Below are 18,120 nucleotides of genomic sequence, written 5' to 3'. Positions count from 1 at the left end.
CGGTGGGTTTTTTTATGCTGTTAACCTGGCGTCGGTCCCGTAGGCCGGTAGCGGCGCCACAGCTTGACTGCCAGGGTCAGCACCAGTCCGGCCACGGCCAGGTGGCAGGATACCAGTGCCACCGGTGGAGGCAGAAAAGTCAGAATGCTGACAAACAGGCCGATGCCGATAAAGGGGGTCCACCAATGGCCGGCGAACAGGAACACCAGTAGCAGGTACGGCGCCAGCAGCGACATCATGCCGATGAAGCCGTACAGAAAGACCAGGGTGAAGGTGTCCATGGGCGTCAAACCTTAAAGATGCATTATTAATGCAATTATAGGGTTAGTCGCTCAAGATCAGTGTGATCCCGATCAAAACATCATGGCTCGGTAGCTGTACAACAGTGACAGGATCACCACCACAGGCAACAGATTCAGCAGTAGACCAAAAGTGGCCTTGCTGCTGGGGCCCTGGCGCAGGGCCTTAAGGCTGGTCCAGACGCCCAGCAGGTTCATGACGAAGGCCACCATGGCAAACAGGGTGGCGGCGATCAGGGCCCAGCCTCCGGCTCCGCCCATCATCTTCGCCACCTGCTCGGGATCCTGAATAAAGGCGTAGGGGGCAAAGGCCACAAAAAAGCTGACCAGGTAGATGGCGGCGGCGATGGCAAAGTGCTTCAGGCCATGGTTTGAAGGGGTCACAGGACTCTCCACTAAGGTAACGCAAAAACCAGAGCCCGGGGCTCTGGTTTTCGTCAACGGGATTAATGGCTTTGATTATGCCTTGCGAAGGCTCACCATGACAATGGCTACCGCCGCCAGCACCATGCAGTACCAGGCGTGGCTGACCACCACCAGGGGGGAGAGCTTAAAGGTGGCGCCGGCCAGCAGTGCCTGGGCACCCCAGGGGATCAGACCCTGGTTGATGCAGGAGAAGATGTCCAGCATCGAGGCGGCGCGGCGCTTTTTGACGCCGTGGCGCTGAGCCAGGTCCTTGGCTACCGAACCGGTGATGATGATGGAAACCGTGTTGTTGGCGGTGCACAGGTTGGTGGCAGAGACGATGCCGGCCATCCCCAACTCGGCGGCGCGCGGCGATTGGGCTTTTTTCGAAAAGCGGGCGATCAGCGCCGCAGCGTTGTCTGCCAGCCAGTTGAGGCCGCCCTGATGCTTCATCAGCGCCGCCAGGCCACCCACCAGCATCGACAGCAGGAAGATCTCTTGCATGCTGGTGAAACCGGCGTAGATGTCTTTACCCAACTGCATCGGTGCGTAGTCGCCGCCGGCGATGGCGCTGACACCGGCCAGCAGAATGCCTGCCGGCAGTACCAGAAACACGTTCACGCCGGCGACCGCCAGTACCAGAATGGTGAGGTAGGGCAGCACCTTAATCAGATCGAACGACTGAGCTTCCACCGCACTCTGGCCCGAACCGACGACCACAAACAGGATAAAGGTCAGCACGGCGGCCGGGGCCGAGATGCGGATGTTTTCCCGGAACTTGTCTTTCATCTCGCAGCCCTGGGTGCGAGTGGCGGCGATGGTGGTGTCAGAGATGATCGACAGGTTATCGCCAAACATGGCGCCGGAGATCACCGCGCCGGCCATCAGCGCCGGGTCGATGCCCGTCTGCTGACAGATGCCATAGGCCACCGGGGCCAGGGCGCCGATGGTGCCCATGGAGGTGCCCATGGAGGTGGCAATGAAGCCGGCGATCAGGAAGAAGCCGGGCAGCAGCAGCGAGGCGGGGATCAGGGTCAGTCCCAGCGCCACGGTGGCATCCACGCCGCCGGTGGCCTTAGCGACGGCGGCAAAGGCGCCTGCCAGTAAGTAGATCAGGCACATGGCGATGATGTTGCTGTCACCAATACCGGCAATGAATTGATTGAGGCTCTTATCCAGGGCCTGGCGTGCCAGGGCAAGCGCCAACACGATTGCTGGCAGGATGGCGATCACCGGTGACAATTGATAGAAGGCAAACTCGGTGCCCTGGCTCTGGTGGTAGACACCGGCACCGACAAAGGTGGCCAGGAACAGCAGCAGTGGCAGCAGCGCCACGGCGGAGCGGGAGCGGATCTCAGGGTTGGTTAGGGTTTCGGTCTGACTCATTGTTTTTTTACTACTCTTGTTACCCACGGCCATCCTGGTGTGCGGTGCTGGCTCAACCTCATGTCGAGCGGTCTATGGCGGCATTGTGTCCCATCCGTTCGGTCATGTCAATTTAGACGTCTAGACGTTTCGATGTTTTTCCATCTTGGTTGCCATAACTGATTGTTTTGCGGCTGACGGTGACGGGTTGGTACACTGGCGGCAGTTTTGATTATGGAATCCGTGATGCACGTTCATATTCTTGGTATCTGTGGCACCTTCATGGGCGGCATCGCCCTGCTGGCCCGCAGCCTGGGCCACACCGTCACCGGCAGCGACGCCAATGTTTTTCCTCCGATGAGCACCCAGCTGGAACAGCAGGGCATCGCCTTGATTGAGGGTTTTGACCCGGCGCAGCTCGAGCCGGCTCCGGATTTGGTGGTGATCGGCAATGCCATGAGCCGGGGCAACCCCTGTGTCGAAGCGGTGCTGGACAAGGGGCTGCGTTACACCAGTGGTCCACAGTTTCTGGCCGAGCAGGTCTTGGATCAGCGCTGGGTACTGGCGGTAGCCGGAACCCATGGTAAGACCACCACCGCCTCTATGCTGGCCTGGCTGCTGCAGGACAACGGGTTGGCTCCCGGTTTTCTTATCGGTGGCGTACCCCGCGAGTTTGGGGTGTCGGCCCGCCTCGGCGAGACGCCGTTTTTTGTGGTGGAGGCGGATGAGTACGACACCGCCTTCTTCGACAAGCGCTCCAAGTTTGTTCACTACCATCCCCGGACGCTGGTGATGAACAACCTGGAGTTCGATCACGCCGATATTTTCGATTCCATTGCCGACATTCAGAAGCAATTTCATCACCTGCTGCGCACGGTGCCGGGCAGCGGTCAGGTGATCTGGCCCGAGTCCGAACCGTATCTGGCAGAGGTGATTGCCAAAGGCTGCTGGAGCGAACAGGTGTTGTTGGGTGAGGGGGGCTGGTCAGCCAGGAAACTCTGTGACGATGGCAGCGCCTTTGAGGTGTGTCTCGATGGCGAGGTCCAAGGAACGGTGCGCTGGTCGTTGATTGGCGACCACAACATCAGCAATGCCCTGGCGGCCCTGGCGGCGGCCCGGCACGTGGGGGTGCGCCCGTTCGATGGCATTGACTCCCTCAGTCGTTTCGCCGGCCCTAAGCGGCGCATGGAGCTGAGAGGAGAGGCCGGGGGCATTCAGCTGTTCGATGATTTCGCTCACCACCCCACCGCCATCGCCACGTCGCTGAAGGCGCTGCAGGCCCGTAAGCAACAAGGACGGGTACTGGCGGTGCTGGAGCCGCGTTCCAACACCATGAAAGCCGGGGTTCATCAGCATACGCTGGCGGCCTCTCTGGCAGATGCCGATGCTGCCTTTGTGTATCAACCCGCGACGCTGAGCTGGGATCTGGCGGCAGCGATGGCTACAGCTCCGGTGCCCGTCAGCGTGGCGGCGACCCTGGATGAACTGGTGACGTCGGTGGTTGCCCAAGCTCGGGCTGGCGACACCATCGTGGTGATGAGCAATGGCGGCTTCGGTGGGATACATGGCCGTTTGCTGGATGCACTGGAGGCTGCAAAATGACAAACTGTGATCAAGCTATCACTTTGGCTTTTACCGGTGCCTCCGGGGCGCCCTATGGGCTGCGCTTGCTGGAGTGTCTGCTAAAATCCGGCCGAACCGTGTTTCTGATGGTGTCATCGGCGGCGCGGGTGGTGTTTGCCGAGGAGCAGGATTTCCTGTTGCCCGCCAATCCCAAGGCCTGTGCCGATAAACTGCGCCAGCATTTTGGTGTCGATGAGGCCCAGTTGCAGGTGTTTGGCAAGGAGGAGTGGTTTTCTCCGGTGGCTTCGGGCTCGGCAGCACCGAGGCAGATGATCATCTGTCCCTGTTCGACCGGCACTCTGGCCGCCGTGGCGACCGGAATGAGCAACAATCTGATCGAGCGGGCGGCGGACGTGGTACTCAAGGAGCGGGGACAGCTGTTGTTGGTGCCCAGAGAGACACCGTTTCACGCCATTCACCTGGAGCATATGTTAAAGCTCAGTCAGGTGGGTGCCACCATCATGCCGGCGGCGCCGGGGTTCTATAATCAGCCCCGGTCCATCGACGATTTGGTGGATTTTATGGTGGCCAGAATACTGGACCACCTGAACATAGAACATCAACTGTTGCCCCGCTGGGGCTACGGTAACCCTACACATTAAAATAATTGAGTATAACCATGAAGCATACCCTTGAAGTGATGATCTCCGAACAGGAGATTAACCAGGCCCTGGATACCATGGCCGAGCAGATCAACCGTGATTACGCCGGCGTCGATTCGCTGCTGGTGGTGGGGTTGCTCAAAGGTTCTGTTATCGTGATGTCCGATCTGGTGCGCCGTCTCGATGGTAACGTGCAGATGGACTTCATGACTGCTTCCTCCTACGGAAGCAGCACCGAGTCCAGCGGCGACGTGAAGATCGTCATGGATCTGGCTCAGTCCATCAAAGGCCGCCATGTGCTGCTGGTGGAAGACATCATTGATACCGGCCGTACCCTGTCCAAGGTGCTGGCGCTGCTGAATTCCCGTGAGCCGGCGTCACTGGCCATCGCCTCGTTCCTGGATAAGCCCACCCGCCGAGTGGTGGAGGTGGATGTTAAATACATCGGTGTGGCGATTCCCGATGAGTTCGTGGTGGGGTACGGCCTCGATTACGCCGAGTCCTACCGCCAATTGCCCTACATCGCCAAGGTGGTGCCCAGCGACGGCGAATAACTCGCACCCTGTTTCAGAAAAGCGCCTTCAGGGCGCTTTTTTTGTGGCCGCCGGCCGGCCGGTATCCCCACGCTCCGGCGGGTCATTTTTCCATGTTTATCCAGACCTAAGGGGTTTATAATAGCGGGCTACGTTTTTTTGGAGACCAGCATGACCCAGCCACAGAGCGCGTTGCAGATCACCGAGCTGCGCAAAACCTACGCCGGCGGAGTGGAAGCCCTCAAGGGCATCAACCTGACCGTGGAAGCCGGGGATTTCTTTGCCCTGCTCGGCCCCAATGGCGCCGGTAAGTCCACCACCATTGGCATCATCAGTTCGCTGGTGAACAAGAGTGCGGGTGAGGTCAGTGTGTTTGGTCATCCGCTGAGCCGGGAGCTGGAGGCTGCCAAGCGTCAGATCGGCCTGGTGCCCCAGGAGTTCAATTTCAATCAGTTTGAGACGGTGCACCAGATTGTGATGAATCAGGCCGGCTACTATGGCGTGCCGCGAGCGGTGGCGGCCGAGCGTGCCCAGGTGTACCTGTCGCAACTGGAGTTGTGGGATAAACGTGACGCTCCGGCCCGGACCCTGTCTGGTGGCATGAAACGACGACTGATGATCGCCCGGGCGCTGATGCATGAACCGAAACTGCTGATCCTGGATGAGCCCACCGCCGGGGTCGACATCGAGATTCGCCGCTCCATGTGGGAGTTTCTGCGCCGCATCAACCAGCAGGGGGTGACCATCATTCTCACCACCCATTATCTGGAAGAGGCAGAGATGCTGTGTCGCAACATCGGCATCATCGACAAGGGCGAACTGGTGGAGTGCACCTCCATGAAGCAGTTGTTGTCCAAGCTCAGCGTCGAGACGTTTATTCTGGATTTGAAGCCCGGTAGCCCGGAGTTGGCGTTATCCGGGTTTGTTCACCGTCGTCTGGATGACCACACCCTGGAGGTGGACGTCGAGAAGAAGGACAGCCTCAATGCGGTGTTTGCCCAGCTCAGTGAGCGCGGCGTGCAGGTGCTGTCCATGAGAAATAAGGCCAACCGGCTGGAGGAGTTGTTTGTCTCCCTGGTGGAAAATGGCCGTAAGGAGGAACAGGCGTGAGTCACCCCTATACCATTGCCTTCAGCAGTCTGCTGCGCAAAGAAGTGAACCGGTTTGCCCGAATCTGGATTCAGACTCTGGTGCCACCAGCCATCACCATGACCCTGTATTTTTTAATTTTCGGTAACCTGGTGGGATCGCGGATCGGCCAGATGGGCGGCTTCAGTTACATGGAGTTCATCATGCCCGGGCTGATCATGATGGCGGTGATCACCAACTCCTACTCCAATGTGGCCAGCTCCTTTTACAGCGCCAAGTTTCAGCGCAATATTGAGGAGTTGCTGGTGGCGCCGGTGCCCAATGTGTTGATCATTCTCGGCTATGTCGGCGGCGGCATGGCCAGAGGCCTGTGCGTCGGAGTGATCGTGACCGTGGTGGCGATGCTGTTTGTGGATCTGCAGATTCAACACCCGCTGGTGGTGATCTCGGTGGTGGTGCTGTCGTCGATGTTGTTCTCTCTGGCGGGACTGCTCAATGCCATCTTTGCCAACAGCTTCGATGACATCAGCATCATTCCGACCTTTGTGCTGACGCCGTTGACCTACCTGGGGGGGGTATTTTACTCCATGAGCCTGCTGCCGGAGTTCTGGCAGGGCGTGTCTAAACTGAATCCCATTGTTTATATGATCAACGCCTTCCGTTACGGGTTCCTGGGGGCCAGTGACATCGGTCTTGGTGCCGCCTTTGCGGTGATTCTGGTGTTCATCAGCGGATTTTTCTCCCTGGCCTACTATTTGATTCATAAAGGCACCGGCCTGCGCCACTAGCCTTTCTTTTGTTGAACCGGGGGGCCTGGGGCTCCCCTTTCTGTCTGAGCCGACTATGACCATTGCCAACTCCCGCGCCATCGAATCCAACCAACAGGGCCTGCATCAACGCCTGGATGATACGGTGCTCAAGCACCTGGCGACGCCGTTCAACAAGCCGTTTCACGATGCCACCCTGGAGACGTTTTACCGACTCAAGCAGTGGATCGAGGCCGATGGTCGGCCGCTGATCTTCGATTCCTGCTGTGGCGTCGGCGAGAGCAGTGCCAACCTGGCCCGGCGTCATCCGGAGGCGGTGCTCATTGGCATGGACAAGTCGGCGCACCGGCTGGACAAGCATGAAAACTATCGCCAGCAGGCGGACAACTATCTGCTGGCCCGGGTCGATCTCAACGATCTGTGGCGGTTGGCGGTGGCCGATGGTTGGCAGTTGAGTCATCACTACCTGTTGTACCCCAATCCGTGGCCGAAATCCTCGCACCTGAAGCGGCGTTGGCACGGCGCGGCGGCGTTCCCCTATCTGCTGATGTTGGGAGGGCAACTGGAGATGCGATCCAACTGGCCGGTGTATCTGCAGGAGTTCGCCCGCGCCCTGACCTTGGCCGGTGTGCCCTCACAGTTGGCGCCGTTGTCGCCCAGCGGCGATGACCTGACGCCGTTTGAGCGCAAGTACCGCCTGAGCGGTCAGCCCCTGTATCAGTTGCAGGCCGATCTCAGCGGATTTACCCTGCCCTGGCAGGCGGGCCTGTCGCTGCCGCCATTAACCAACAGTTAGTGAATTTGACCAACCTTGCGCAGGCTCATGGCAACTTCTATTTTTAAGTCTATGATTTTAATAGAGCAATGTGTTGGCACAAGTTTCGCAGTATGTAGCAGTGTATTCAGTTCGATCCGAAACGGAGAGCGCAATGAGCAGGTTACAGCAGAAATGGTTGGTCATTAGTGTGGGCATGGGAGTGGTGATTGCCAGTGAGGGCGCACTGCTGGTGATGGCAACGCTGTAGGCGTCAGGTACAAAAAAGCGCCGCAAAAGCGACGCGTTTTTAACATCTTAGCCCTGGTGCCGACGAGCGGCGAGACAGGGTTCAGGCTGCCTGGGTCGGAATGACGTTGGCGGTGCCTTTGATGTCGTTGTCCTGATTCAGGTACACCAGCTGAGGCTTGTGAGCCTTGGCTTCCTCGTCGTCCATGACCACGTAAGCACAGATGATCACGCGATCCTGAGGTTTGGCCTTATGGGCGGCGGCGCCGTTAACGGAGATGATCTTGGAGCCGCGCTCGCCACTGATGGCGTAGGTGCTGAAGCGCTCACCGTTATCGATGTTGTAGATCTCAATCTTCTCGTATTCGAGAATGCCTGCGGCGTCCAACAGATCCTGATCAATGGCGCAGGAGCCTTCATACTCCAGTTCGGCGTGGGTCACGCGAGCCTGGTGCAGTTTCCCCTTCAACATGATTCGTTGCATCTAGATATTCCTATTACTTCTGGAAAAGACCGTGCTATCACGGTCCGGCCTGTTTGGGCCGCATTTCATTTTGTCAGCGTTATGGTCGCCTTGAAGAAGAATCGGTAAAGATCTTATCCTTCAATGCATTCTGTTGTGATGACAATGTCACAGCATTTTAACCAAAGCACTATAGCCAAATCAGGCCGTCAGATCTACCCGCAGGTTATCGATCAGCCGAGTGCTGCCGAGTTTGGCGGCGGCCAGCACCACCAGTTGGCGGTCATCGGCGGTGGCTTTATTGAGGGTGTCGGCGTGGCAGATATGAATATAATCTGTGCTGAAACCATGATCGTTAAGGCGGTCACCGGCCTGCTGCTCCAGAGTCCGAGCGTCGCCGCCCTGTTGCAGTTGTTCGGCGACCCAGTCCAGAGTTTGCTTGAGCTCTGGCGCGAGTAAGCGCTCACTGTCGGTAAGGTAGCCGTTGCGAGAACTCAGGGCCAGACCGTCCGGGTTGCGAACGGTATCGATGCCCATGACGTCTACGGGCATATTGAGATCCCGCACCATGGCCCGAATGATCGCCAGTTGCTGGTAGTCCTTATTGCCGAAGATGGCCACATCCGGTTGCACCAGGTTAAACAGCTTGCACACCACGGTGGCAACGCCGCGGAAATGGCCGGGGCGACTCTCGCCGCAGTACAGCATGGAGATGCCGGGCACCTCGACGTAGGTCTGGTTGTCCAGTCCCTGGGGGTAGAGCAATTGTGGCGTTGGCGTGAACAGCAGGTCCGCCCCCAGCTCCACCAGCGATTGCTGATCCTGCTCCAGGGTGCGTGGGTAATTATCCAGGTCCTCGCCGGCGCCGAACTGCATCGGGTTGACGAAGATGCTGACGACGACTCGGTCGGCTCGTTGCTTGGCTTCTTTAACCAGCAGCAGGTGGCCGTCGTGAAGGTTGCCCATGGTAGGCACAAAGGCAATGCTGTCGCCATTCTGACGCCACTGTTTCAGGCATTGATGCAGGCGATGGATGTCACTGATGGTTTGCATCTTAGGCTCTCTTATTCAAATCCGTGCTCTGGGCCAGGGAAGCTGCCGTCGGCCACTTCCTGAACGAAGGCGGCGGCGGCGGCCTGGATGGTGCCGTGGTCATTGATGTAGTTTTTGGAGAACTTGGGAATGTAGCCACTGGTGATTCCCAGGACATCGTGCATCACCAGGATCTGGGCATCGGTATCCGGGCCGGCTCCGATGCCGATCACCGGAATGCTCAGGTGTTCGGTGATGTGACGCGCCAGTTGGCTGGGGATGCACTCCAGAACCAGCAGACTGGCACCGGCTTGCTCCATTCTCTGGGCTTGTTCCAGCATCTGCTGTGCCGCCTTGTTGTCGCGGCCCTGAACCTTAAAGCCACCAAATTGGTGCACCGATTGTGGGGTGAGTCCCAGGTGGGCACACACCGGGATGCCGCGTTCGGTCAGGCCTTTTACCGTATCCAGCAGCCAGTCGCCGCCTTCCAGTTTCACCATCTGAGCACCGGCCTGCATCAGGGTGGCGGCACTGGCAAACGCCTGCTCTCGGGTGGCGTAACTCATGAACGGCATGTCGGCGATCACCAACGCCTTCTGGGCCCCGGCGCGAACGCAGCGGGTGTGGTAGGCGATCTGCTCGACGGTCACCGGCAGGGTGTCGCTGTTGCCCTGAAGTACCATGCCCAGGCTGTCACCGACCAGCATTACCGGTACGCCGGCGGCTTCGAAGGTGGACGCGAAACTGGCGTCGTAGGCGGTTAGGGAAGCGAATTTCTTACCCTCTTGCTTCCACTTTTTGAGGGTTGCGGTGGTGATTGCTTTCATGTGAACGGCTCAATTAAGACACGTAGTTGGATCGGAGTTTATATTCTAATGGCGGCCCAGTTGCAAATGGGTTGCACCTTAAGCCTGGCTTGCGCCACTGAAATCGGGTTTTGAGTCTGGCATCTGCGTCAGTGATTGCGGCGGGCAGGCGGCCAGCAGGCTGGTGAGCTGACGGCCGTCGGCAAACTGGTAGTGGGGGGCAATCTCAAACAGGGGCAGTAACACAAAGGCCCGTTCGGCCACGCCGTAATGGGGCACCGTCAGCCGGGGCAGATTCAGACACTGGCGACCGTAGCTGATGATGTCGAGATCCAGGGTACGGGCGCCCCAGCGCAGGTGTCGCTCCCGGCCTTGAGCTCGCTCGATCTCCTGCAGGGCGTCCAGCAGCTCAAGGGCATCCAAGCCGGTGTCGATGGCGATCACCGCATTGGTGTAATCCGGCTGTTTCATGCCCGCCATCGGTGGGCTGGTGTACAGCGAGGAGCTGGCGATCACCTGAGTGTGGTCCAGACCATCAATGGCACGGATGGCGGCGTGCAGGTGATCGACGCTTGGCCCCAGGTTGCTGCCCAGGGCGATGTGGCAACGGTTGGCCATTAGCTGTCGCTGGACTTGGCGGCCGCCGGTTTGCGTTTGCGGGGTCGACGGCGTCGACGTTGGCCTGAGCCTGAACCCAGGTTGCGCACCATCAGGCGGCGTCCCTGGTCATCGGCGTCGACAAACTGGGTCCACCAGCGTGCCAGTTCGGCCACTTCGCCCCCTTCTGCCTCGCCACGCAATACCAGGAAGTCGTAGGCAGCGCGGAAACGGGGGTGCTCGAAGATGCGGAACGCTCGAGCCCCGGCTCGCTTGTCCAGGCGAATCTGCAGTTGCCAGATCTCCTGAGCCGGAGTGGAGAAACGCCGAGGCATGGAGATGGTCTTGCTTTGTTGGCTAACCACCTCAGAGCAGGCGCCCATCATGGCGTCGTATTCGGAGACGCCACGGCTGGTGCGCTCCGCCATCAGTTTTTGCAGCGGGTACCACAGCATGGCGGCGTACAGGAACGCCGGGGTGACCGGTTTGTCGGCGTTCACCCGCTGGTCGGTGTTTTTGAGTACCGCTTCGATCAGGGTTTCAACCTGGTGGCCGCCTTCCTTGTTGAGCAGGCTGTCCTGCATGGGGAACATCGGCGCAAACAGGCCGTACTCCCGCATCATGCGGAAGTTATCCAGCCCCTTGCCGGACATAAACAGCTTCAGAGTCTCTTCAAACAGTCGTGCCGCCGGAATGTCGCTCAGCAGTGGCGCCATCTTGTGGATTGGCTTGGCGACGCTGGGATCCAGATCGAAGTCGAGTTTGGTGGCAAATCGCACCGCCCGCAGCATTCGAACCGGGTCTTCGCTGTAGCGCTTGCTGGGATCGCCAATCAGGCGCAGACGCCGGGCTTCCAGGTCGTCCATGCCGCCGAAGTAGTCGCGGATGGAGAAGTCACTGATGTCGTAGTAGAGGCCGTTGACGGTGAAGTCGCGCCGTTCGGCGTCTTCATCGATGCTGCCGTAGACGTTGTCACGCAGCAGGCGGCCGCTGTCATCCTTCTTGGCGTGCTTGCTCTCTTCTTCGTGGTGGCCCCTCAGGGTGGCGACCTCGATGACGTCACGGCCAAACAGAATATGCGCCAGCCGGAAGCGGCGACCCACTAACCGACAGTTGCGGAACAGGCGACGAACCTGCTCCGGGGTGGCGTTGGTGGCCACGTCAAAGTCTTTAGGTTGATGGCGCAGCAGCAGGTCCCGGACACCGCCGCCCACCAGGTAGGCCTCATAGCCGGCTTTATGCAGTCGGTATAACACTTTGAGCGCATTTTCACTGATGTCTGAGCGGGACACCCCGTGGGATTTGCGGGGGTAAACCTGGAGCTCGGGTTCTAACTGGACCGCTTGTTCCCGATTAACAAGTTTTTTCGCCAGTTTTGTCAGACGCTTAAGAATGGTACACCTCGACTGGATTAAGGCTGTAAAAAAGAGAGTGTGTGCGGCGCGCAATAATACCGCATCACTGCTGAAATGATAAGCCATAAGGGGGCTTAGTCCAATTTAAGCCCGGTTGGTGAGCGTTAAGCCGGCCTATTTAGTGGTTTCGGGGCCAATTTCAATCTGACGTTGCCGCGGTAACGACGCCAGGGCGAAGGCATCGGTGGCCCATTGCAGTTGCTGGTCAACCGGGGCGCCGAACAGCATGGCGGGCACCGGCAGGCCCAAAAACGCCAGCGCCCGGCTCAGGGTGGTACCGGGTTGGCCGGGGTCTATGGCCGGGGCGTGGTTTTGCTTGGACAGCTTGTTGCCGTCGGACTGTACCGCCAGGGGCAGGTGCAGGTAGGCCGGGGCGCTCAGGCCCAAGGCTCGGAACAGACTGAGCTGGCGTACCGTGGTGTCGAGCAGATCGTTGCCGCGCACCACCTCGGTGATGCCTTGAAACGCGTCGTCCACCACCACCGCCAACTGATAGGCGTACAGACCGTCACGGCGGTGAATGATGAAGTCTTCAGCGGCGAAGGCCGGATCGGTGTCGATGCTGCCCAGCAGCCGATCGTCAAACTGATTGATTGGGTCTAGGTTTCTAAACCGGGTGGCGCAATCGAGGCCGTCGAGCTGGCGTTGCCGGCAGTGACCGTCGTAATGGCCGCCCAGGCTTCGTATCCGTTTGCGGGTGCAATCACAGTAATACGCCAGCTGGTTGTGGCGAAGCCAGTCCAGGGTGTGGTCATAGGCATCGTGGCGGTGACTCTGGTACAGCACTGGGCCATCCCAGTGCAGGCCAAAGCCCTCGAGGGTGCGCAGGATGTCGGCGGCGGCGCCGGCCACTTCACGGGGGGGATCGATGTCTTCGACGCGCAGTAGCCATTGGCCCCGTTGACTGCGGGCGCGCAGCCAGCTGCCAAGGGCGGCCACCAGTGAGCCAAAATGCAATGGCCCGGAAGGGGAGGGGGCAAAACGCCCGATATAATCAGTCATGGTGTCGAGTGCACAAACAAAAATACCAATGGGATTAATGAAGACGGCCCAATGCCAGCCACACTAATCCCATTGGTATGGAATTGAAAACGGGAGCCGCAGCTCCCGTTATGGTCGATGCTAACCAGCCATCTGTTTCTCTTTGATTTCGGCCAGTGTCTTGCAGTCGATGCACAGGTCAGCCGTTGGCCGGGCTTCCAGGCGTCGAATGCCGATTTCAATGCCACAGGAGTCGCAGAAACCGAAGTCATCCTCTTCGATCTTTACCAGCGTCTTCTCGATCTTCTTGATCAGCTTACGCTCACGGTCCCGGGTGCGAAGTTCAAGGCTGAATTCCTCTTCCTGGGCAGCGCGGTCTACCGGATCAGGGAAGTTGGCAGCTTCGTCTTGCATATGGTTTAACGTGCGGTCTACCTCTTCTCGCAGCATGGTGCGCCAACCTTCAAGAATCTTCTTGAAGTGCTCCTGCTGCTTGTCATTCATATACTCCTCACCGGCTTCTTCACGGTAAGGTTCTACGTTGGCATAGGCTAGTACACCGATCTTTTTCGCTTTGCCCTCCGGCATACACGCGTCTCCTGTTATGTCCAAGCGCGAGGCGGTCCTCGAAAAGTGGCGGTATCTATAGCAGATAGCATTCGCTTACGCAATCGCCACCCGAAATTTCATTCTATAGCCGTTCCTCTCTACCCGTATATCACCAATATGAGCTGCTGACAAGCAATACTCAAACCGTGGCTTTCACGGGCACTGAGCCCATCACAGTTATTCCTTGTGGCGAGATCTCGGTCCCGACGGCGAGGATTTCCACGCCCTTATCCATGGCTTGCCGGCATAACGCCGCGTAGGCGGGATCGATGTGATCCGCCGGGGAGACTGAGTCAATACCGCTATGTTGCACCATAAACAGCAGCACCGCTCTGTGACCTTGGTCTATCATCTGCATCAATTCTCGCAGGTGCTTTTGACCCCGAACGGTAACCGTGTCGGGAAAATACCCTTGCTGTTGCTGCAACAGGGTGCAGCTTTTTACTTCTACGTAGCACAGAGGCAGGTGGTTGCCACTGAGGAGCAAATCGATGCGACTGTTTTCTTCGCCATAACGAACCTCCCGCTGAATGCGGTCGTAACCGCCAAGGGTTGCCAATAGCCCTTGTTCGATGGCCTCGGCGGCCAGGGTGTTGGCGGTGGCGGTATTGATGCCGATAAAGTGGCCATCCTGGGTCTGGGTCAATTCCCAGCTGCAGGGGTATTTGCGTTTGGGGTTGTCAGAGGTGGAGTACCAGACGGTGTCGCCGGGTTCGGCGCAGCCGGTCATGGCGCCAGTGTTGGCGCAATGCAGGGTCATCACATCCCCGTTGTCGAGGCTGACGTCCGCCAGGAAGCGTTTGTAGCGCTTGATCAGGGTGGCGGATTGCAGCGGCTGAGGGTATTTCATCTGGGGTCCCTATGTGGATTCACAATCAATCGAACAGTTGGTCGAGGCGGTAGGTTTGCAGTGGATGGCCGGGTTGCTGGCTCACGGCAACCATTTTGGCGGCCACCTGGCTACCGCGAATGGGCCGATATCGCCTCAGACCCGGCAGCAGGCACAGGATCGGCATCACGGCGGCGCCCAGTCGCTCGGCGAGGCGGAAGTCGCTTCGCTCGCCCAGCAGCAGGCTGGGTTGAAACACGCTGATGCGGTTAAAGGGTAATGCCTGAACGCGTTGCTCCAGTTGCCCCTTCATTTTCAGGTAGGCGTTACCTGAATTGGGGTTGGCGCCGCTGGAGGACACCAGCAGGTAGTGGCTGACACCGTTGGCGGCGGCCAGTTGTGCCGCCTGGTACTGGTAGTCCAGATCGACTCTGCGCTGGGCATCAAGGCTGCCAGCCTGCTTGAGCGTGGTGCCAAGGCAGGAAAACAGCCATTGCCCCTCAAACCATGCTTGATAGCGGTCCAGTTGCTCAAAGTCCACCACCTGGTTGACCACCTTGTCGCTGTCATGGGGTACCGGCCGCCGGGTCAGGGTGACGATGCGGTCGACGGCCGGAGTGGCCGCCAGTTGATTCACCACGGCGCGACCCACTACTCCGGTGGCGCCAATGACGATGGCAGTCTGGGTCATGACAATCTCCTTATGTGACCAAGGCGGGCGATGGTGACGCCCGAGAAGCTGCAATGATACACTGCGTTGAATAACAAAATGAAAGGGAATACAGCATGAGCAAGGTTATGAAAGTGGTTCTGACTCACGACAGCGCCGCGGCTCACTGGGGAGACGCCAGCGTTTCCTTTGACGGTGACACCGCCTCCATCCACCTGAGCGACGGCGATCATGGCCGCCAGGTGCAGGCCGCGGCCCGTAAGTTGAGCTCACAGGGAATTCGATCGGTTCGTCTCTGTGGCGACCTTTGGACCGCTGCACTGCAGTGGCAATTTGGCGGTGGCTTCCAGACCGCCAAGCTGGATGCGGAGATTCAGTGGCTCAATGAAGATGCCCAGCTGGCCCGTCAGTGGCAGTCCGCTACCTGGCTGCGGGAGCTGGTCAACATGACACCGGAAGATCTGAGCCCGGAAGTGCTGGCGGATCGGGTGGCGGAGAAATTGACCGAACTGGCCCCGGACAAAGTCAGTTCTAAGCAATGGGTTGGCGAAGCCTTGCTGGCGGCAGGGTGGGTCGGCATCCACGGCGTAGGCCGGGGTTCAGAGCGACCACCGGTGATGCTGGAGCTGGATTACAACCCCAGCGGCGATGCCGATGCGCCGGTTGAGGTGGCGTTGGTCGGCAAGGGCATCACCTTCGATTCCGGTGGCTACAGCATTAAGCCCAGCGCCTCCATGGTGGCGATGAAGTGCGACATGGGTGGGGCCGCCACCGTTGCCTCGGCCCTGCACCTGGCGATTGCCAACGGCCTGGATAAGCGAGTGAAGCTGTTCCTGTGCTGCGCCGAGAACCTGATCTCCGGCCATGCCTACAAGCTGGGTGACATCCTCACCTACAAGAACGGCACCAGTGTGGAGATCGTCAACACCGACGCCGAAGGTCGCCTGGTACTGGCCGACGGCCTGCTGGCCGCCAACGAGGCCGGGGCCAAGCGGATCATCAATGCGGCGACTCTCACCGGTGCGGTGATGGTGGCACTGGGGGATGACTACAACGGCCTGTTCGGTCTGCATGACGGTGCCTGCAATGACGCCCTGGCGGCGGCGGCGCAAGTGGATGAAGGGTTGTGGCGCCTGCCGCTGGCCAAATTCCACCAGTCGAAGTGCCCGTCGGCGTTTGCCGATACCGCCAACAGCCGGGCCCAGAAAGGCGGTGGTACCGGTGGTGCGTCCAACGCAGCGGGCTTCTTAAGCCGGTTTGCCGGAGAGCCGGAAAATGGCTGGCTGCACTTCGATCTGGCGGCGTGTTACGCCGACAGCAGCAACGGCATGTGGTCTGAAGGGGCGACCGCCGTTGGCATGCTGACCCTGGCGCAGTTGTTGAAATAAGCCGCAGTGACAACAGCAACAACGCCTCGCCCAGTGCGGGGCGTTTTTTTGCCAGCCTAACCGGTATGGGTGGCGTTGGCGGCCAGGCGCAGATCCGGACAGCACTCGACCCGGTTGCGGCCATTTTGCTTGGCCTGGTACAGGGCCATGTCGGCGGCGGCCAGCAGTTGACTGGCATCGGCATTACTGGCGTTGCAGCCGGCCACACCGATGCAGACCGAGAAGGTCAGTGGTGGTCGGGGCTGTTGATTGAGTTCCGGTAACGCGATGGACAGCTGTGCCACCTCTTTGTGCAGTCGCCGTGCCAGGGCATGGGCTTCGTTGCCGCAGGTGTTGGGCAACAGCACCACCACCTCTTCGCCGCCATAACGGGCCACCACGTCGGCATGACGGGTGTGGCGCATCAGTAACTGCCCCAACGCTTTGAGTACTTCGTCTCCCACCGGGTGGCCGTAGCGATCGTTGACCAGTTTGAAGTGATCGATGTCCAGCATCATCAGGGTCAGGGGGCGATTGCCGGTCCGGCAGATCAGCACCTCTTCTTGCAAGCGCCGATCCAGATAACGGCGGTTGAAGATCTTCATCAAGGGGTCGGTGATCGCCTCTTTCTGCAGATGGTAAACGGTTTGCACCACTTTGGTGGTGCGCAGAGACAGGGTGCACACCCACAGGACAAACAGGGCGCCGCCAAGAAAGATCGTCGGCACGATCATGCTGGAGCCGTCCACATAGGTGTCCCAGTGCAGCAGGCTGTAGCCGGCGTATCCGCAGATAAACAGCAGGATCAGTACTCGCAACCCCTGCCAGTGGTACTGCAGAGCTCGGTTCGGCAAGCGCCTGAGCAGTGCGGTAACCTTAACTGTGGCCGCGGCAAGCAGGGCAATGCCTGCCACCACCATCAGGTTTCCGATCCAGAAAAAAAGTGCGTCCATCCCTTGGCCCCTTTATCAGCATTACTGCCGGTGATGGAACCATGATCTGGAATTTAACTCTCTGATTCTGTTAGGTGCTTCACAGGAGTTGCGAAAGGAGTTTTCTCGATGGCTAGAGTGTGACCCGGCGGAGTCCTCAGGCGTTGCGCCAGCGCATCAGCGGGCTGTACACCAGTTTGCCCATGTCGCGGTAGGAGCGAACCAGTTGCACCTCATTCAACGGCAGGGACAGCGGCTCCGGTTGGGGCAGTTCAATGGCCCCGTGCACATTGCGATACAGGGTCACGTGGGGGCGAAACGGTGCCCGGTGGGCGTGCAGCCCGTGCTGGGCGGCGTCCCGTCGTAGCCGTTGGGCCAGCCTGCTGAGGGCGATGGGGGTATCGCCGCAGCCCAGACACACCACGCCGGCCCGCTCGAAATGCAGGTAGCGATCCAGGCTCAGGTGCAGTTCGGGCACCGGCAGGTCCTGCCAGCGTTGCAGCAACTCCTGTTTCTGGGTCTGGGTCACCGGCCCCAGAAACGCCAGCGTCAGGTGAAACTGGGTCGAGGGCACCACTCGACCGAGGTTGCCGAGATGGGTTTGATGTTTGATCAGTGCCATCTGGTGACTGATGCCAACCGGAATGGCAAAAAACAGCCGTTCAGCCATGTCGCACTCGTAGAAAAGAATACCATTTTCAGTATATTCCCCTGCGAAGCCGATTGCGACCCG

21 protein-coding genes are annotated in these 18,120 nt (G+C 59.2%); 7 read left to right on the top strand and 14 right to left on the bottom strand.

The window, feature by feature from the left end:
* Positions 1–20: 20 nt before the first annotated feature.
* From J8Z22_RS18680 to J8Z22_RS18670, 3 genes are all read right to left on the bottom strand, one after another.
* Positions 21–281, bottom strand: coding sequence for a hypothetical protein (locus J8Z22_RS18680; protein ID WP_028114467.1), 261 nt, complete (start codon positions 279–281; stop codon positions 21–23).
* A 72-nt stretch (positions 282–353) separates the two neighbouring features.
* A complete protein-coding gene (locus tag J8Z22_RS18675; protein ID WP_252007493.1) occupies positions 354–683 on the bottom strand; it encodes a hypothetical protein in 330 nt (109 codons plus the stop codon).
* Positions 684–758: 75 nt separating this feature from the next.
* Complete coding sequence (locus J8Z22_RS18670) at positions 759–2,090, bottom strand: Na+/H+ antiporter NhaC family protein (RefSeq protein ID WP_028114469.1); 1,332 nt, start codon at positions 2,088–2,090, stop codon at positions 759–761.
* 225 nt (positions 2,091–2,315) lie between these two features.
* Between J8Z22_RS18670 and mpl the strand changes: the two genes are divergently transcribed.
* The 6 genes from mpl to J8Z22_RS18640 all read left to right on the top strand — a co-directional run bounded on the left by mpl (position 2,316) and on the right by J8Z22_RS18640 (position 7,479).
* Positions 2,316–3,671: a UDP-N-acetylmuramate:L-alanyl-gamma-D-glutamyl-meso-diaminopimelate ligase gene (mpl, locus tag J8Z22_RS18665; RefSeq protein ID WP_252007492.1), complete on the top strand. Its 1,356-nt coding sequence runs from the start codon at positions 2,316–2,318 to the stop codon at positions 3,669–3,671.
* The gene (locus J8Z22_RS18660) at positions 3,668–4,294 is read left to right on the top strand and encodes a flavin prenyltransferase UbiX (RefSeq protein WP_028114471.1); all 627 of its coding nucleotides are present in this window, start codon (positions 3,668–3,670) and stop codon (positions 4,292–4,294) included. The genes mpl and J8Z22_RS18660 overlap by 4 nt, the downstream gene beginning before the upstream one ends.
* Positions 4,295–4,311: 17 nt before the next feature.
* Positions 4,312–4,848, top strand: coding sequence for a hypoxanthine phosphoribosyltransferase (gene hpt / locus J8Z22_RS18655; RefSeq protein WP_028114472.1), 537 nt, complete (start codon positions 4,312–4,314; stop codon positions 4,846–4,848).
* Between the two features lie 150 nt (positions 4,849–4,998).
* The gene (locus J8Z22_RS18650) at positions 4,999–5,937 is read left to right on the top strand and encodes an ABC transporter ATP-binding protein (RefSeq protein WP_028114473.1); all 939 of its coding nucleotides are present in this window, start codon (positions 4,999–5,001) and stop codon (positions 5,935–5,937) included.
* Positions 5,934–6,704 (top strand): ABC transporter permease, encoded by a 771-nt coding sequence (locus J8Z22_RS18645; protein WP_028114474.1) that lies wholly within the window; start codon positions 5,934–5,936, stop codon positions 6,702–6,704. The genes J8Z22_RS18650 and J8Z22_RS18645 overlap by 4 nt, the downstream gene beginning before the upstream one ends.
* A gap of 55 nt (positions 6,705–6,759) precedes the next feature.
* A complete protein-coding gene (locus J8Z22_RS18640; protein WP_051252890.1) occupies positions 6,760–7,479 on the top strand; it encodes a tRNA (guanosine(46)-N(7))-methyltransferase TrmB in 720 nt (239 codons plus the stop codon).
* 310 nt (positions 7,480–7,789) lie between these two features.
* On the opposite strand, the gene panD is transcribed toward J8Z22_RS18640, so the two are convergent.
* From panD to J8Z22_RS18595, 9 genes are all read right to left on the bottom strand, one after another.
* A complete protein-coding gene (panD, locus tag J8Z22_RS18635) occupies positions 7,790–8,170 on the bottom strand; it encodes an aspartate 1-decarboxylase (protein ID WP_028111008.1) in 381 nt (126 codons plus the stop codon).
* A 180-nt stretch (positions 8,171–8,350) separates the two neighbouring features.
* On the bottom strand, positions 8,351–9,202 hold the full coding sequence (gene panC, locus J8Z22_RS18630) for a pantoate--beta-alanine ligase (protein WP_028114475.1): 852 nt from the start codon (positions 9,200–9,202) through the stop codon (positions 8,351–8,353).
* 11 nt (positions 9,203–9,213) lie between these two features.
* The gene (panB, locus tag J8Z22_RS18625; protein ID WP_028114476.1) at positions 9,214–10,008 is read right to left on the bottom strand and encodes a 3-methyl-2-oxobutanoate hydroxymethyltransferase; all 795 of its coding nucleotides are present in this window, start codon (positions 10,006–10,008) and stop codon (positions 9,214–9,216) included.
* Positions 10,009–10,086: 78 nt separating this feature from the next.
* Positions 10,087–10,605 (bottom strand): 2-amino-4-hydroxy-6-hydroxymethyldihydropteridine diphosphokinase, encoded by a 519-nt coding sequence (gene folK / locus J8Z22_RS18620; protein ID WP_252007489.1) that lies wholly within the window; start codon positions 10,603–10,605, stop codon positions 10,087–10,089.
* A complete protein-coding gene (pcnB, locus tag J8Z22_RS18615; protein ID WP_252007487.1) occupies positions 10,605–11,840 on the bottom strand; it encodes a polynucleotide adenylyltransferase PcnB in 1,236 nt (411 codons plus the stop codon). Before pcnB ends, folK begins: the two co-directional genes overlap by 1 nt.
* 273 nt (positions 11,841–12,113) lie before the next feature.
* Positions 12,114–13,001 carry a tRNA glutamyl-Q(34) synthetase GluQRS gene (gene gluQRS, locus J8Z22_RS18610; protein WP_252007485.1) on the bottom strand — a complete coding sequence of 296 codons (888 nt, stop codon included), beginning with the start codon at positions 12,999–13,001 and terminating at the stop codon, positions 12,114–12,116.
* Between the two features lie 120 nt (positions 13,002–13,121).
* Positions 13,122–13,568 carry an RNA polymerase-binding protein DksA gene (gene dksA, locus J8Z22_RS18605; RefSeq protein ID WP_028114480.1) on the bottom strand — a complete coding sequence of 149 codons (447 nt, stop codon included), beginning with the start codon at positions 13,566–13,568 and terminating at the stop codon, positions 13,122–13,124.
* Between the two features lie 160 nt (positions 13,569–13,728).
* Positions 13,729–14,439, bottom strand: a complete 711-nt coding sequence (sfsA, locus tag J8Z22_RS18600) for a DNA/RNA nuclease SfsA (RefSeq protein ID WP_252007483.1) — start codon at positions 14,437–14,439, stop codon at positions 13,729–13,731.
* 25 nt (positions 14,440–14,464) lie between these two features.
* On the bottom strand, positions 14,465–15,109 hold the full coding sequence (locus J8Z22_RS18595; RefSeq protein ID WP_028114482.1) for an NAD(P)H-binding protein: 645 nt from the start codon (positions 15,107–15,109) through the stop codon (positions 14,465–14,467).
* Between the two features lie 95 nt (positions 15,110–15,204).
* Here J8Z22_RS18595 and pepB point away from each other — a divergent pair, with 95 nt between their 5' ends.
* Positions 15,205–16,476: an aminopeptidase PepB gene (pepB, locus tag J8Z22_RS18590; RefSeq protein ID WP_252007480.1), complete on the top strand. Its 1,272-nt coding sequence runs from the start codon at positions 15,205–15,207 to the stop codon at positions 16,474–16,476.
* Between the two features lie 56 nt (positions 16,477–16,532).
* On the opposite strand, the gene J8Z22_RS18585 is transcribed toward pepB, so the two are convergent.
* Positions 16,533–17,408 (bottom strand): GGDEF domain-containing protein, encoded by an 876-nt coding sequence (locus J8Z22_RS18585; protein WP_028114484.1) that lies wholly within the window; start codon positions 17,406–17,408, stop codon positions 16,533–16,535.
* Positions 17,409–17,544: 136 nt separating this feature from the next.
* Positions 17,545–18,057 (bottom strand): RNA 2',3'-cyclic phosphodiesterase, encoded by a 513-nt coding sequence (gene thpR / locus J8Z22_RS18580; RefSeq protein WP_252007477.1) that lies wholly within the window; start codon positions 18,055–18,057, stop codon positions 17,545–17,547.
* Positions 18,058–18,120 lie beyond the last annotated feature (63 nt).

Source organism: Ferrimonas sp. SCSIO 43195, from assembly GCF_023716685.1.
In the GTDB taxonomy this organism is placed as follows: Bacteria; Pseudomonadota; Gammaproteobacteria; order Enterobacterales; family Shewanellaceae; genus Ferrimonas; species Ferrimonas kyonanensis.
Note: the sequence above shows the minus strand (reverse complement) of the source record. Positions and strands in the feature narration are given on the sequence as shown.

What these genes read in the sequence shown, in the direction of transcription:
- J8Z22_RS18680 (WP_028114467.1), bottom strand. Translation starts at nt 281, where the DNA reads ATGGACACCTTCACCCTGGTCTTTCTGTACGGCTTCATCGGCATGATG.
- J8Z22_RS18670 (WP_028114469.1), bottom strand. Translation starts at nt 2,090, where the DNA reads ATGAGTCAGACCGAAACCCTAACCAACCCTGAGATCCGCTCCCGCTCC.
- mpl (WP_252007492.1), top strand. Translation starts at nt 2,316, where the DNA reads ATGCACGTTCATATTCTTGGTATCTGTGGCACCTTCATGGGCGGCATC.
- J8Z22_RS18660 (WP_028114471.1), top strand. Translation starts at nt 3,668, where the DNA reads ATGACAAACTGTGATCAAGCTATCACTTTGGCTTTTACCGGTGCCTCC.
- hpt (WP_028114472.1), top strand. Translation starts at nt 4,312, where the DNA reads ATGAAGCATACCCTTGAAGTGATGATCTCCGAACAGGAGATTAACCAG.
- J8Z22_RS18650 (WP_028114473.1), top strand. Translation starts at nt 4,999, where the DNA reads ATGACCCAGCCACAGAGCGCGTTGCAGATCACCGAGCTGCGCAAAACC.
- J8Z22_RS18640 (WP_051252890.1), top strand. Translation starts at nt 6,760, where the DNA reads ATGACCATTGCCAACTCCCGCGCCATCGAATCCAACCAACAGGGCCTG.
- panD (WP_028111008.1), bottom strand. Translation starts at nt 8,170, where the DNA reads ATGCAACGAATCATGTTGAAGGGGAAACTGCACCAGGCTCGCGTGACC.
- panC (WP_028114475.1), bottom strand. Translation starts at nt 9,202, where the DNA reads ATGCAAACCATCAGTGACATCCATCGCCTGCATCAATGCCTGAAACAG.
- panB (WP_028114476.1), bottom strand. Translation starts at nt 10,008, where the DNA reads ATGAAAGCAATCACCACCGCAACCCTCAAAAAGTGGAAGCAAGAGGGT.
- folK (WP_252007489.1), bottom strand. Translation starts at nt 10,605, where the DNA reads ATGGCCAACCGTTGCCACATCGCCCTGGGCAGCAACCTGGGGCCAAGC.
- gluQRS (WP_252007485.1), bottom strand. Translation starts at nt 13,001, where the DNA reads ATGACTGATTATATCGGGCGTTTTGCCCCCTCCCCTTCCGGGCCATTG.
- dksA (WP_028114480.1), bottom strand. Translation starts at nt 13,568, where the DNA reads ATGCCGGAGGGCAAAGCGAAAAAGATCGGTGTACTAGCCTATGCCAAC.
- sfsA (WP_252007483.1), bottom strand. Translation starts at nt 14,439, where the DNA reads ATGAAATACCCTCAGCCGCTGCAATCCGCCACCCTGATCAAGCGCTAC.
- J8Z22_RS18595 (WP_028114482.1), bottom strand. Translation starts at nt 15,109, where the DNA reads ATGACCCAGACTGCCATCGTCATTGGCGCCACCGGAGTAGTGGGTCGC.
- pepB (WP_252007480.1), top strand. Translation starts at nt 15,205, where the DNA reads ATGAGCAAGGTTATGAAAGTGGTTCTGACTCACGACAGCGCCGCGGCT.
- J8Z22_RS18585 (WP_028114484.1), bottom strand. Translation starts at nt 17,408, where the DNA reads ATGGACGCACTTTTTTTCTGGATCGGAAACCTGATGGTGGTGGCAGGC.
- thpR (WP_252007477.1), bottom strand. Translation starts at nt 18,057, where the DNA reads ATGGCTGAACGGCTGTTTTTTGCCATTCCGGTTGGCATCAGTCACCAG.